Annotated in this window: 12 protein-coding genes; 4 read left to right on the top strand and 8 right to left on the bottom strand. The window is 51.1% G+C overall.

The window, feature by feature from the left end:
- Positions 1–112: 112 nt before the first annotated feature.
- The 4 genes from LLG96_05700 to LLG96_05685 all read right to left on the bottom strand — a co-directional run bounded on the left by LLG96_05700 (position 113) and on the right by LLG96_05685 (position 4,994).
- Entirely contained in the window at positions 113–454 is a 342-nt protein-coding gene (locus LLG96_05700; protein MCE5249697.1) for a carboxymuconolactone decarboxylase family protein, read from the bottom strand.
- 90 nt (positions 455–544) lie between these two features.
- Positions 545–1,972 (bottom strand): sulfatase, encoded by a 1,428-nt coding sequence (locus LLG96_05695; protein MCE5249696.1) that lies wholly within the window; start codon positions 1,970–1,972, stop codon positions 545–547.
- 211 nt (positions 1,973–2,183) lie between these two features.
- Positions 2,184–3,152, bottom strand: coding sequence for a radical SAM protein (locus LLG96_05690; protein ID MCE5249695.1), 969 nt, complete (start codon positions 3,150–3,152; stop codon positions 2,184–2,186).
- Between the two features lie 357 nt (positions 3,153–3,509).
- Positions 3,510–4,994, bottom strand: coding sequence for a trypsin-like peptidase domain-containing protein (locus LLG96_05685; protein MCE5249694.1), 1,485 nt, complete (start codon positions 4,992–4,994; stop codon positions 3,510–3,512).
- A 526-nt stretch (positions 4,995–5,520) separates the two neighbouring features.
- On the opposite strand from LLG96_05685, the gene LLG96_05680 reads away from it, so the two are divergent.
- The 4 genes from LLG96_05680 (at position 5,521) to LLG96_05665 (ending at position 9,787) form a co-directional block, all read left to right on the top strand.
- On the top strand, positions 5,521–6,375 hold the full coding sequence (locus LLG96_05680; protein MCE5249693.1) for a thymidylate synthase: 855 nt from the start codon (positions 5,521–5,523) through the stop codon (positions 6,373–6,375).
- A gap of 71 nt (positions 6,376–6,446) precedes the next feature.
- The gene (locus tag LLG96_05675) at positions 6,447–7,307 is read left to right on the top strand and encodes an MBL fold metallo-hydrolase (GenBank protein ID MCE5249692.1); all 861 of its coding nucleotides are present in this window, start codon (positions 6,447–6,449) and stop codon (positions 7,305–7,307) included.
- 263 nt (positions 7,308–7,570) lie between these two features.
- Positions 7,571–8,227: a SagB/ThcOx family dehydrogenase gene (locus LLG96_05670; GenBank protein ID MCE5249691.1), complete on the top strand. Its 657-nt coding sequence runs from the start codon at positions 7,571–7,573 to the stop codon at positions 8,225–8,227.
- A 156-nt stretch (positions 8,228–8,383) separates the two neighbouring features.
- A complete protein-coding gene (locus LLG96_05665; GenBank protein MCE5249690.1) occupies positions 8,384–9,787 on the top strand; it encodes a beta-lactamase family protein in 1,404 nt (467 codons plus the stop codon).
- 44 nt (positions 9,788–9,831) lie between these two features.
- Here LLG96_05665 and LLG96_05660 read toward each other — a convergent pair whose 3' ends face one another.
- The 4 genes from LLG96_05660 to LLG96_05645 form a co-directional block, all read right to left on the bottom strand.
- Positions 9,832–11,190: an amino acid permease gene (locus LLG96_05660; GenBank protein ID MCE5249689.1), complete on the bottom strand. Its 1,359-nt coding sequence runs from the start codon at positions 11,188–11,190 to the stop codon at positions 9,832–9,834.
- Between the two features lie 271 nt (positions 11,191–11,461).
- Positions 11,462–12,160 carry a hypothetical protein gene (locus tag LLG96_05655; protein MCE5249688.1) on the bottom strand — a complete coding sequence of 233 codons (699 nt, stop codon included), beginning with the start codon at positions 12,158–12,160 and terminating at the stop codon, positions 11,462–11,464.
- The gene (locus LLG96_05650) at positions 12,144–13,031 is read right to left on the bottom strand and encodes an ABC transporter ATP-binding protein (protein MCE5249687.1); all 888 of its coding nucleotides are present in this window, start codon (positions 13,029–13,031) and stop codon (positions 12,144–12,146) included. The genes LLG96_05655 and LLG96_05650 overlap by 17 nt, the downstream gene beginning before the upstream one ends.
- A complete protein-coding gene (locus LLG96_05645) occupies positions 13,024–13,431 on the bottom strand; it encodes a GntR family transcriptional regulator (protein ID MCE5249686.1) in 408 nt (135 codons plus the stop codon). Before LLG96_05645 ends, LLG96_05650 begins: the two co-directional genes overlap by 8 nt.
- Positions 13,432–13,742: the final 311 nt, after the last annotated feature.

The raw sequence follows: 13,742 nt of genomic DNA, 5'->3' as shown, positions 1-13,742 counted from the left end.
AACTTTATCACCTTAAAAAACCTGTCAAGCAAATAGTAGAGTATATCGATGTTAAGAACAATACGTTGCGTTTTCCGTCCGTTCTTTCTCTGTCTTCTTAGAATCTTGTGTTTCAGGTTGTGAAAACGGAGTCCATGACCTCCAGAGCGAACCGCGCCGAGACGGTTGCGGGGCCTCCGCCCATTTCGATTCCCACCTCGACCGCTTCGAGTACTTCCCGATACGCTGCTCCGGCCCGGGCTGCCTGCCCGATATGCCACTGCATGCACGATTCACAGTCGATAACCACGGAGATTCCCACGGCTATCAGCTCTTTGGTTTTCTTCGGCAGCTCGCCATCGGAGAAGGCCGCCTTTTCCATATCGAGGAACGCGCGATACACACCTGACTGCAACGTTAGCAGACGGTCATGCGCCACCTTTCTTCTCGCGGAGATTTCATCGAGTTTACCCATACATGTCCCTTTCATCGTAAACCATGCGTTCTCATAAGCATTGTTCGTGATTCCGCTTGCTTATTATCTTATAATACACGTGGGGCGCGTTTATTGACCGGCGGTCAGAATCGAATACGGTTTCCCGTCATAATCGGGATTCGGGGTCATCATCTGGGCGCCGACAGCGCTGCGCCAGTCATCGAGCATCGTTTTGAGCTCACGGGATTTATCGGGCATTTCATTGACGAGGTCGTGCTGTTCCCCGATATCGTCCCTGAGGTTGTACAGCTCCAGCCTGCCGTCCTCGTAGAACTCGATGAGCTTGAATTCCCCTGTTCGCACCGAGCCGAACGGCGTGGTGATGTGGTAGTGCGGATAATGCCAGTAGAGCGCCTCGCGGCGGATTGGTCCGGTCTGTTCCAGGAGCGGAACGAGACTAACGCCGTCGACAGTGCGGCCGCTGACAACTCCGATTCCGGCCATTTCGAGCATGGTCGGATAGAAATCGATGCTTGAAACGGGCACGGAGCATGTCGAGCCCGGCCTGACCGCTCCCGGCCACCGTACGATCATCGGCTCGCGGACGCCTCCCTCGTACGGTGTCCCCTTGCCCTCGCGGAGAGGAGCATTCGAGGTGATGTGGTTCCAGTCCCCTATTCCCGACAGACCGCCGTTATCGGACATGAAAATCACGATGGTGTTGTCGGCGATTCCGAGTTCATCGAGCTTATTCAAAACATGCCCCACACTCTCATCGACGCTCTCGATCATGGCGGCATACACCGGATTGTTCTGATCCTGCCCGGGTTTTACCTTTGCCTTGTATTTCTCGATAAGGCGCTCTTTCCCCTCGATGGGCGTGTGCACGGCATAATGGGAAAGGTACAGGAAAAACGGCCTTCCTTTGGCGTTCTCAATGAATTTCAGCGCCTCGTCGGTGAGACGGTCGGTGAGATACTCGCCCTCGCTGCCCCCTTCGAGAGTCGGAATCCGGTTGTTCCATTCCCTGTCAACGGTGTACGGGGAAAAATAGGTGGGCGGCTGTCCTGCCCAGTACCCGGCTATATTGACATCGAATCCCTGCTTTTCGGGATAATATGCCTCGTCGCCAAGATGCCATTTCCCGACACTCGCCGAAACATAGCCTTCGGGTTTCAGGGCTTCCGCGATCGTGACCTCGTCGAGGTCGAGATACATTGTCCAGTCCGGCACCCTGAGCTTTGCCTTCGGAGCCACATGCCCCTTGATCCAGTCTGTCACATGGAGACGGGCGGGATATTTCCCCGTCATGATGCTTGCACGGGTTGGCGAACAGACAGGGCAGGCGGCATAGGCATCGGTGAATTTCATTCCCTGGGCAGCAAGCCGGTCTATGTTCGGTGTTTCATAAAATGTGCTCCCGTAGCACGACAGGTCCTTCCATCCGAGATCATCGATCAGTATAAAAACAAAATTCGGCTTCCGGGCAGCGGGTCGTGTGCACGAAGACTGCATGAACAGTGTAAAAGCCGCTGAACCAGCCGCGGTTTTCCTCATAAAAGTTCTTCGATTCATATTCTGTGCCATCATGACACCCCCGGTATCAGTTACGATTTATCGTTCCGGTGAAAAAATACGGTGACAACAGATGATGTCTTGCCGAATTTATTTCGGCATCTATTATTATAAATATCAGTAAAATTCAATATTCACCAGAACAGTGTCACATAGAGAATAACCTGTTTCGGACATTTCATGAATTGTGCAGTCAGGAAACCGATTTCGTCATGCGCCACCGGGCGTAGAGGTAGTCAGCCGCCGACAGCAGACTCGGCAGAAAATACGGGTTGAGGCTTCTGAACAGCGATGCCCGCAGATAACAGTTTATCGCGCATCCCTCGCAGAAGGGATACCGGCCCTCACGGCTCTGTTCCTCATGGACGATCCGCGATTTTCGCAGCGCCAGCAGACGGCCGTTGATGGGAACAGACCTGACTTTCCGGTGGTAACACGGCAGCAGGAGCTTGTCGTCGGGAGAAATCACGATGGTCGAGCTGACCGCCAGACAGCGCGGAGAAGACATTTTGTTGCCGCCGTCGATGAGGAATTTCAGAAATCCCCGGTCGATGGTGACGCCGCTGCCAACTCTCATATTCTCGAGCTTAAGCGCACCTTCACGCGAGAGACCGCCATTGCCGAAATAGGAAAAACAGGGATTGAGGAACAGAAGAACGTCGAGCTTCCGTGCAAGAGCACACACATCGGGCACAGCCCCGAGATTTTCATCGGTGACCGTATGAATCAGACCGGGGCGTTCGCCGAGCAGGCGGGCGACCTCCAAACCCTCCATGACACGGTCGAAGGAGGGTACGCCGGTCACACGGTCATGGGTTGCACGGTCTGCGCCATCAAGGGAAAACTGGAGAATGTCAACGAGACCGGAGAGCCCGGACGCCCGTTCGACATACCGTATACCGTTGGTGGTGACCGTGGTTCTCAGCCCGATATTCCGGGCATACGCGAGCACCTGCGGCAAACCCTCATACAAAAGGGGTTCTCCGCCGGTGAAATCGACAATTTTCACTCCCAGAAGCTTCACATCCCCGAGGTTTCTGCACACCACGGCGGGCGATGATTCCTCCGAAGCCGAAGCCCCGTTTTCACGCCAGACTGAACAGAATCCGCAGCGCGCATTGCACCGGCAGGTCACATAGTAATTGCATATAACAGGTTTCATGCAAACAAGATACAATCAATCGTATCTGACGGCAAGGATTTGTGAGGGCGGAGTGAAAAATACGGTGGATGTATGCCCGGCTTGTTTATAAATGTGATGGAACGCTGATTTTCGCTGTTTTTTCGAACCTGACCGATGTTACATCGTAGGGGTAATTCATGAATTACCCCTACTTGTGTCTTTGTGGTAAAATAATATTGAATCAATCGAGTCAGTTGAACGTGCAGGTGTCGTAAAAAACGAGCGAAAGATGCAGGAAACCGAACCATCTGTTTCAGTCGCCCCTGCTTTCGATTCAGCCCTGCTCTTCCGCTCGTTTTATCAATGGTATAGTATGCTAAAAACTACTTTCACCGGTTACGCACTTTTTACTGCGACAAATCCCCTGTCAACCTGGCCATCGGGATAGAAGCGCTCACGATACAGGAGGATTGTTTTGTTCTTGAATACCGGATTATCCTTCATACCGGCAAAATCCTTCGTGCTTCTGATTTCTTTCGAGTCGATCTCGACGATGACATCTCCGACATTGAGATTACTGTCCACAGCGGGGCTGTTTTCATCGATTTTAACCACGACGACTCCGTATTTGACATCGCCGAGGTTGAAATCACGGGCTGCAGGGCTGCCGATATCGACGACATGGATACCCCGCCAGCTCAATGTCCCGTTATCTCCCGGGGCTGCACTGCCATTCTGAGCAAGCGTAATAGCCGGGCGCTCGGACAGGGTCAGCTTCACCGAACGATCCTTGCTTTCCCGTATATAGCCGAGATTCACTGTATCTCCCGGGGCATGATTGCCGATTTCGAACAGGAACGATTGAAAATCCTTCACTTTTTTGCCATCGAGCGTCACAATAACATCGCCGTGTTTGAGACCGGCCTTAGCGGCGGGGGTGTCAGGGAGAATTTCCTTGATAAGAACTCCCTCCTTGCCGGGAAGATTCATGGCTTCCTGGATTTCTTTCGTGATCTCCTCGGGACGGATACCCACGAAGCCTCGCTTGACCTCACCCTTTGCGATAAGCTGGGTCATGACATTCCGTGCGAGATTGACAGGGATCGCGAAACCGATTCCGGCATACTGGGCGGTATACATATCGTTTATTCCGATAACCTTGCCGTCGATATCGACAAGAGCACCGCCGGAATTTCCCGGATTGATCTGGGCATCGGTCTGAATATAATTCTGGAACTGCGGTGACTGCGAGCCCGCAACATTGAAGCCGTGACGGCCGACTGCACTGACAACCCCCACATTGATCGTCCGTTCGAGACCGATGGGATTACCGATCGCAATGGCGTAATCGCCGGGTTTGACCGAATCGGAATTGCCTAATTCAGCAACATATTCCTCGGGAAGCTTTTTACCTTTAAGCTCCATCTGTATTACAGCTATGTCCGTCTCGGGGTCTGTTCCCACGACTTTGGCATCATAGGATTCGTTTTCATTCAGTTTAACGGTGATTTTTTCGGCGCTGTCGATGACATGGTGATTGGTGAGTACATGACCATCACGGTCGATAATTACGCCTGAACCCATGCCCTGGACAAGCTCATGCTGTTGCTGCTGAGGAACTCCGAAAAACTGCCGGAAAGGCGCCGGGATGTCCTGCTGGCTTTCGGTTATTTCAGCCTTGACATCAATCCGCACAATAGAAGGCGCAACCTTTTCGTAGATTTTTGTGAATGGACTCTCGATGATTTTTCCCTGTTCGATCACAGGGGCAAGAGCATATGCGGGAGCACCGGAAAAAACAACAAGAGAAACAATTACAAGAACAACACCGGCAAGCCGATGAAAAACAGAAATGGTGGGTTTGGATACTGTGGTAAACATAGAGCACCTCCATAAGGTTTGATTTTGAGTTTTTGTATCAACCTGAAAAACTACAGCTCATTATCAATCCTGCGCAGGCACTCTCCTTTTTGTTATATGCCGAACCTGTTTTAAAACGCTCTCGTTTTCAGCTAATTATACTCCCTGAAAAAAAAGGGGTTCCAATTTTTTTTACTTTTTTTTTGAAATGTATGATAATAAAGTGACAGAGAGACTAAGGAACATAGGGACTGAGGGAAAAAATTCTGCAGGGACGAATGAGATTAATCTGTATTTGCACGCTTACATGCTGGATGATGTAGAAATACCTTGACAACATTTGCCGGAACATGATACTATAGTTACATGCTGCCGGATGTTTTCGGAGCAGTGTCCTGTACCGATAATCCTGAACATTGCAGAAATTGCTTTCGATCAATTTTATTCAAATTCACCATATCGGATCGGGACGATTTATCTGTATTCAGATTTCTTGTGTTGTCATTGGTGGATATCATCGAATCGTTTACATATAGAGGGAGGATTAATGACCGGAAACATTCCCGTTTTGATGGCTGAAGGCGAATGTCTTGCCGAAGCATGGGAGAAGTCTCTGATAAAAGTGTATCATGAGGGATGCAACATAAAAACCGAATACGACAAACCCGATGACCCACCGAGTAAAGACTGTTCCATGACCGTGGTCATAAAAAATCCGCTCGCGGAACCGATGATCCACAAGGATTTCCCCGGAGGGATCGAGGACCTTCAGGAATACGTTATGGAAGTCCTCGACGGCATCAAGGATCACTGCGTCCGAATAAACGCAGAAGACCCCAATGATACACGGTGGGAATATACCTATCATCAGCGGCTGTTTGACTACTCTGTTCCCGGTACGGACACCGTATACAATCAGATCGAACTGCTGGCAGGCAAGCTGGCTCAAACTCCACACACACGCCGCGCTCAGGCAATCACATGGAAAGTGTGGGAAGACAACTCCTGCTATGACCCCGCCTGTCTCCAGAGCATCTGGTGCAGGCTCGTCGAGGGCGGCGACGGCGCGTGGTATTTGAACACCAACATCAGATTCCGTTCCAACGATGCCTATAAGGCGGCATTCATGAACATGTTCGCGTTCATACAGCTCCAGAAAAAGATCGCCGGGATGATCGCCGAACAGTCCGGCAGAGAGATAAAGATCGGGCGGTATGTCCACCAGGCCGACAGCTACCATATCTACGGGGCATATTTCAGGGAGTTCGAGGAACGGTTCATACGGGCGCTTGAACGGCGTTCATTCGAGGAGCGGACGTTCCGCTATGAGGATGTGAAGGCAATCATGGACGAAGCCATTCCCGGCATCCTCGTAAAAGCGGCGAATATGGGCCGTGAATAACACAGATTTTACCGTCCGGACGGATTGTACGGAAAACCATACACCACATACCGAAACAGGAAGATAATGATATGAAAAGGAAGCTTGTATTTATCATCATTCCATGTCTGTTCATCATTACAGGCTCATTCGCTTATGCCCAGCAGCGTGAAGCAAGACCGGTCACCTTCCGTAAGATTTCCGACCGGCTATATGAAACCATGGGCGGCCAGGGAGCCCAGGGCGGAGTATATATCGGCGATACCGGGGTTCTTGTCATCGACGCCAAGATGGACAAACAGTCGGTGGATCAGGTGATCGACCAGATACACCGCATCACCGACAAACCCATACTCTACCTCATCGACACACACAGCGATGCGGATCATGTGAGGGGCAACCGGTTTTTTCCCGGTTCGGTCACAATTATCGGGCATGAAAACTGCCGCGCGGAGTTTTTCCACACCGGACGTGATGGCTCACCCTCTGAATGGAACACGCCCGAGCTGGCTCCCTTCATACCCTCGATAACCTTCCGGGACAAGATGGATATCTATCTTGGCTCAAAGAAGATCGAACTCCGGTATTTCGGCATCGGACATACGACCGGTGACATTGTGGTGTACTTTCCGGAAGAAAAGACAGCCTTTGTCGGAGACCAGCTCACCCCGAACCGTCCCCAACTCATTCATGCCTATAAAGGCGGCAGTTCTTTCGGGCATGTCAGCACTCTGAAAAAGATGCTCGATACGCTTGATGCCGAGCATTTCTGCAGCGGTCATTCCGAAATGACCGACCGTGAAGGTGTACGGAGCGCCATCGAAGCGATGACCGGCCGTCAGGAAAAAGTGAAATCGCTCATGAGCAGCGGAAAGAGCATCGAAGAGATAAAGAAAGAATTTGATGACCAGGAAAAAGCGCTTGTTGAGATCATTTATAACGAGGCCAGATAACATGCGTCGTTACTGAACTGCATGGTGTTATCTTCCGTGAAATTTTATCATATTCTCCTGTTTTCAATCATTATCACTCCTGAATACAAACATATTTTTCTCAACGTATTCGATAATTCTTTTTACTATATTAACAACTACTGGACACAGATAATGATTTAATAGTGCTATCTGTCTCTCCGGGAGGGGCATAGCGTATGTGATTATTGCACGAATCAACCGTCTGCTGTTCCGTTACACTTTTTACCGAGGAAGGTCATGTCATGAGTAAACGAATCACTGTAACAACCGCTCTGGTAATGGCCGCTTTGTGTATGCTGACCGCTGTGACCGTCGCCCAGGAACTCAAACCCATAGTTCTGCCAGCACCGCAGAAAGAGGGCGGTAAACCTCTCATGCAGGCGCTCAACGAACGTCAGACCATCCGTGAATACAGCAGCGAGAGCCTCCCGCCTCAGGTGCTCTCGAACCTCCTGTGGGCAGCGTTCGGAATCAACCGTCCCGAATCGGGGAAACGTACCGCCCCCTCAGCGATGAACTGGCAGGAGATCGATATCTATGTCGCATCGGCAGAGGGGCTGTATCTCTATGATCCCAAAGCTCACAGCCTGAACCCAGTTGTTGCGGGCGATATCAGGGCACAGACCGGCCGTCAGCCATTCGTCACGGAAGCAGCGCTCAACCTCATCTATGTGGCTGATTTTTCGAGAACAGGGAACGCGGCACAAGAGCAATGTGATTTTTATTCAGCCTGCGACACCGGATTCATAAGCCAGAATATTTATCTGTTCTGCGCTTCCGAAGGGCTGGCGACAGTCGTGCGCGGGGGACTCGACAGAACAGCTCTTGCCGAAGCGATGAAGCTGCGGGAGGACCAGAAAATCATCCTTGCCCAGACAGTGGGGTACCCGAAAAAGTAATTACCAAAGGGAGATAACGTATAATACGATCTATTCAAAAGATTACAAAAAATTCAGGTTATATGACCAGCAGAATAAAATCTGCTGCAATGTTGTATCACAGGCGTCAGTATGTTAACGATTGAACTTTTCTCCATGGCCAGGGGACCAGGTACGATGAAAATAAACATGAAGATTCTTCTGGGAATCGCTATTATCATTGTCGTTCTCCTGTTCGGGTATGCCGACTACTATCTCTGGCGGCTCCTTTCCGCCGGCGCGGGAGTCGAGGCGAAAATGCTCTGTTCGGGCGTGTTCGTTTCGGGCCGGAGCCCCGAGTCCATCATGAACGAGGACCTCCACCATTCCGTGAATTATATCCGTCTGGAAGTCGATACAGCGAATCATGCGGTCACCGCGACGGCGTTCGGAGTCATTCAGCGCCGCGCACTGTTTCGCGAAGGGCTCGGCAGCACGCTTCTGGCCGGGTGTACCGAGGATGAATTACGGTCACAGGCAGATACCGGGAGGAAATCCACACCCCAGAATCAGAAAAATCTTCCCTGGCCTTCCGGTGACTTGATCGTGAGCGAGGACCTTCCGGCTGGGATCGACACTCAGAAGCTTAAATCCATCATGGACGAGGCATTTTCCGAACCGGACCCCAAACTTCACCGGCGGACACGGGCAGTTGTAGTCGTGTATGACGGCCATATCATTGCCGAACGATATGCCCCTGATTTTACGAAGGATATGCCCCTCCTCGGTTATGGCATGACACAGAGCGTGATGAATGCGCTCGCCGGAATCCTGGTCTGTCAGGGGAAGCTTTCCGTTCATGAGCCGGCGCCCGTACCCGAGTGGAGTTCTCCCGGCGACCCGTGCGGCGCCATTACCACGGATCAGCTTCTCAGGATGAGCAGCGGCCTGACATTCGACGATTCTCATCCTCCCCTTACCGACTCGGTCATCATGTTCGGAAGTCCCGATATGGCCGCTTATGCAGCCGGAAAGCCACTCGCAGCAAAGCCCGATACACGATGGGCTCATTCCAACGGAACATCGAATATCATTGCACGGATTATCCGCACCGCTGTCGGCGGGACACTGCCCGATTACTTTGCTTTTCCGCACAGCGCTCTCTTCGACCGTATCGGCATGCGCAGCGCCGTTCTGGAACCCGATGTGTCAGGAACATTCGTGGGATCGACATACATGTATGCAACCGCCCGCGACTGGGCGCGGTTCGGCCTTCTCTACCTGCAGGACGGCGTCTGGGAAGGAGAGCGTATCCTTCCCGATGGATGGGTTGCCTACAGCAAAACGCCGACTCCGACCGATCCTGCTGGAGAATACGGCGCGCATTTCTGGACCAATGCCGGAAGCGCCGCCCACCCCGGAAAAGGACAGTGGCCTCACCTGCCACCGGATGCTTTTTTCGCACTCGGTCACGATGGCCAGAGTCTTACGATCATCCCATCCCGAAAGCTCGTGGTCGTGCGTCTCGGGCTGACCAAGGAGCCGGAAGCATGGAATCTGGATTCGTTTATAGCCGGGATACTTGATGCGGTCGGAGAGTGATCCCATTCCGTATCATGCAGTGAAAAAGAGAGAGAAGACTGAGATTAAGACTTTAATCCGCGTAAACCTTTAATCCAGAGATAATAGCAGGGTAGTCCCAGGAGCACCGTAGCAATCGCGACCGAGGACTCGAACGGCCTGTTGATATACGCGACAACCATGAGGCCGAGGCTGCTTGCGAGATAAAAAACCGGGACAACGGGATATCCCCGCACTTTAACCGCCATACCGTCACCGATATGTTTCTTTCGCGCAATGAACACCCCCGCCACAGCAAGCCATGGGAATATGCTCAGGGCAAAACCGAGATACACGAGGAGCTGCTCGAACGTGCCAATCATTACCATGATCACGGCAAGTAATCCCTGAATAAGTATCGAGGTACCGGGAACACCGTAGCGCGGATGTACCCGTGAGGCAAAACGGAAAAACAGCCCGTCCCGCGCCATGGCGAAGTATACTCTCGGCCCGATCAGGATGAACGCGCTCAGCGAAGAAAGAAGGGCAATTCCGATCAATATGCTGAGAACGTCCCCCATCCATTCACCGAATGCTCTGACGGCGGCATGTTCGACAACGGTGATAACCCCCTGCATTTCGTTGTAGGGAACCGCATAAAAAATGAAGATATTGACCGCAAGATAGAGGATGATTACGATCACTGTTCCGAGAATCAGAGAAACGGGAAGCGTTTTGCGGGGCTCTTTGATCTCCCCGGCGATGTATGCGCTCGCGTTCCAGCCGCTGTATGCGAACATTACGAGCATCATGGCTGTTCCAACCGCCATACCGCCGGAACCGCCGCCGGCCTGATGTGAAAGGTTCGACAGCGAACCGCCGCCGAGTACGACCCCGGCAAGCGCCAGTCCGGATATGATGGTTATTTTCAGGACAGTCAGAAAATTCTGAACGATCGAGCCGGGGCGATGCCCAAGGTAATGGACGAGGGTAAAAACCACGATTATCGCAGCTGCTGTCACCTTTTTGACAAGATCGATCTGCGTATCGCCGCCGGGCATATCGCCTGTATGAAGTCCTGCATAAATATACGCCGAACATGCCATCGCCGATGCGGCTATCGGCGCCGAAAAACCGACAATAAAGCTCGTCCATCCGGTAAGAAAGCCCAGCACCGGATGATAAAGCCTGTTGAGATAGAAATACTCTCCGCCCTCTTCGGGCATACGGGTCGCCAGCTCCGCATAGCAGAGAGCGCCGGACACCGCAATCAGACCGCCAGCCAGCCAGCAGACAATCACCCAGCCGGGACCGGGAAGCATGGAAGCCATGATGCCAGAGGTCGTAAAAATTCCGGTGCCGATCATGTTCGCCACCACAATGGCTGTGGCGGTGAAAATTCCAAGCCGTCTGGTCATATAGATTCCACGGGCTGAATCTGTCATTCCCGACTCCCCGGATGTGCTATAAGTTTATGGATAGTTTTTCAATAATGTGAAAAAATATGATGATTTCAAATAATTTTTTGGTCATTCAATCAACTCATAATCGCTAATATATTGTGCGAGGGTTGTCATTCCCAAGAACGAAGTGAATTGGGAATCCAGTATTAACATCGCTCTGTCATAGCATGAGATGATGGATTCCCGTCCCGATTAACGATTCGAGGGTGACGTCTTTCACGGGAATGACACTCTATCGTAACGTGTTTTTCCTCTACTCCCGGTATGTCCTCCGCTTTTCGAAGAGGACAATGCTCATAATTGACAGACAGATTCCCACCAGCACAAAGATTGATGCCCCGGTGTACGTGAACAGCGCCCTGACCAGGTAATCCCTGTGCGGTGAATTTAAACCGAAATAAGGCACCGAAAATACCACAAAATATACCAGAAGAACAGCGTTAAAAATTCCCAGGAGAACACCGGGAATCTGATCGTTATATATGCCGAATACCCTGTATTTCCTCACCAGTACAGCGCACAGGTCATAGCTTATGAGATAGAGAGAATAGAAGAAAAGAACGACTCCGCTCATGACCATGAACGTCAGGAATATCGAGCTCAGTGAGGTTATATGCATGACTGTCATGAGTGTCAGGCAGTACAGCGCTGCAATCATGATCCAGAAAACCGGAACGATCATGAACCGTGCGATGCCGACATCCCGCACAGAAACGGGCAGCAGGACAAGCAGACGGTCCCGTCCTGTTCTGAATCGGTCGACAAACAGCGATATGGCGCACAGGGCCAACACGACCTCAGCCAGTGTCATAACACCGACAACATCCTTCAGAGGATCGCTGTCCCCTCCACTTTTAAAAAATGCGATAACAAGCCAGATATTCATTATAATGGTAAATATAAGTACAAATTTATAATGATATTTGAGCTCACCTTTAAGAATCCGAATCATGGTTTTTCTCCTCCTTAAGAATCTGAACGGCAATTTCATCGATGCTCATGCGATTTTCCATGATATTCTGCGCGCCGAGAGCCCTGAGCTGACTAAGTGTGGCTTCGCTGTCATAGCTGACCACATGGTGATCGCTGCCGGACTTATGAATGCTCACTGTCGCATCGAACCGGACATGCTCCTCCGCAAGCCTGAACGATATGGAGCGCCACCGGTCGGTAAGGTCATCCTTGGCGGTTCTCAGAACAACCCTGCCGTTTATGACGAATGCAAGCTCGTCCGCAAGCCTGCTTATATCCGAGAGAATGTGCGTGGAGTAGAAAATGGCGCGTTCGCCGGTTTCCATCATCTCAAACAGCACATCGAGCACTTCGCTTCTCACTACAGGATCGAGACCGGAAGTCGGCTCGTCGAAAAGCAGGAGCTTCGGTGAGTGGGCAAGAGCGGCAATCAGGGACAGCTTGACGCGGTTGCCGCGCGAGAGCTCTTTCGCCGGTTTGTTGAGCGGTATATCGAACCGCCGCGCCAGATTCGCCGCAACCTCGTCCGACCAGTCAGGATAAAACTGTGCAATAAACTTCAGGTTCTTCTCCCCCGACCACTTCTCATAAAATACGTGCTCATCACCGACATACCCGATATCGTATTTCCAGTCCGGTTTCCGGGGATCATTGGGACGTCCGAAGATTTCGATGCGCCCGCCATCCGTCTTCACCAGACCGACAAGACAGTGGAGTGTTGTCGATTTACCCGAGCCGTTCGGACCGATAAATCCGAGAACCATGCCGGGCTCAAGCTCGAGATTGAGCGGCCCGAGCTGAAATCCGGGATATTTCTTGATGGTATCGATACACTGAAAGGCTTTATTCATCGCTATCAACTCCCTTCATGGCCGATGTATTTTTTTGTAATATCCAATCAACAATTCCGGTCAATTCCTTATATGTAAGTCCGTCCGCCAGCGCTTCGATAATAAGCGGTTCAAGATTTTCATGGATTCGCTGCAACGCCATTTCCTTTTTCCTGTTTTTTCCGAGATCGGAAACAAAGAAACCCTTACCTCGCCGTGAATGAATGAGCTCCTGACGGACGAGCTCTTCATAAGCGCGCTGCACGGTGATCACACTGATATGATGTTCCCGCGCAAACGCCCGTATCGAGGGCAGGTCGGCTCCGGCAGGCAACTCGCCGATAAGGATTTTCGCTCTGATCTGCCTTATAATCTGCTGCTGAAGAGGTTCAGAAGACAGATCGGTTAAATTGAGTAACATAAGCACCTCTCTCTATGATTGAGCCGTTACCGTGTTTTCATCATCTTGAACAATGTTGACTTCGACGGTTTGTATTTACTGTGCTTACTCAATATATACAGTATTACCACATTGTCAAGCATTTTTTTATCTGGTTATAAAAATATTCGACTTCGGAAGGGTCATTCAATACAAAACATTCTGAGGAGAAAATGCGGATTTTTCATGTCGGAGAGAACAAAAAAGACACCCGATGGGGGGGTTTTTCACCGGATGACAGGCGTTTCAGGCTATTGTGGCGAGCAGGTTTCCGGCCGAGGTGATAACCATCA

This window comes from bacterium, from assembly GCA_021372535.1.
Classification (GTDB): Bacteria; Latescibacterota; Latescibacteria; order Latescibacterales; family Latescibacteraceae; genus JAFGMP01.
The sequence above is the reverse complement of the archived record's forward strand: the minus strand, read 5'-3'. Positions and strand labels throughout refer to the sequence as shown.

Coding starts and splice junctions, on each gene's coding strand:
- LLG96_05700 (MCE5249697.1), bottom strand. CDS start 454: ATGGGTAAACTCGATGAAATCTCCGCGAGAAGAAAGGTGGCGCATGAC.
- LLG96_05695 (MCE5249696.1), bottom strand. CDS start 1,972: ATGAGGAAAACCGCGGCTGGTTCAGCGGCTTTTACACTGTTCATGCAG.
- LLG96_05690 (MCE5249695.1), bottom strand. CDS start 3,152: ATGAAACCTGTTATATGCAATTACTATGTGACCTGCCGGTGCAATGCG.
- LLG96_05685 (MCE5249694.1), bottom strand. CDS start 4,994: ATGTTTACCACAGTATCCAAACCCACCATTTCTGTTTTTCATCGGCTT.
- LLG96_05680 (MCE5249693.1), top strand. CDS start 5,521: ATGACCGGAAACATTCCCGTTTTGATGGCTGAAGGCGAATGTCTTGCC.
- LLG96_05675 (MCE5249692.1), top strand. CDS start 6,447: ATGAAAAGGAAGCTTGTATTTATCATCATTCCATGTCTGTTCATCATT.
- LLG96_05670 (MCE5249691.1), top strand. CDS start 7,571: ATGAGTAAACGAATCACTGTAACAACCGCTCTGGTAATGGCCGCTTTG.
- LLG96_05665 (MCE5249690.1), top strand. CDS start 8,384: ATGAAAATAAACATGAAGATTCTTCTGGGAATCGCTATTATCATTGTC.
- LLG96_05660 (MCE5249689.1), bottom strand. CDS start 11,190: ATGACAGATTCAGCCCGTGGAATCTATATGACCAGACGGCTTGGAATT.
- LLG96_05655 (MCE5249688.1), bottom strand. CDS start 12,160: ATGATTCGGATTCTTAAAGGTGAGCTCAAATATCATTATAAATTTGTA.
- LLG96_05650 (MCE5249687.1), bottom strand. CDS start 13,031: ATGAATAAAGCCTTTCAGTGTATCGATACCATCAAGAAATATCCCGGA.
- LLG96_05645 (MCE5249686.1), bottom strand. CDS start 13,431: ATGTTACTCAATTTAACCGATCTGTCTTCTGAACCTCTTCAGCAGCAG.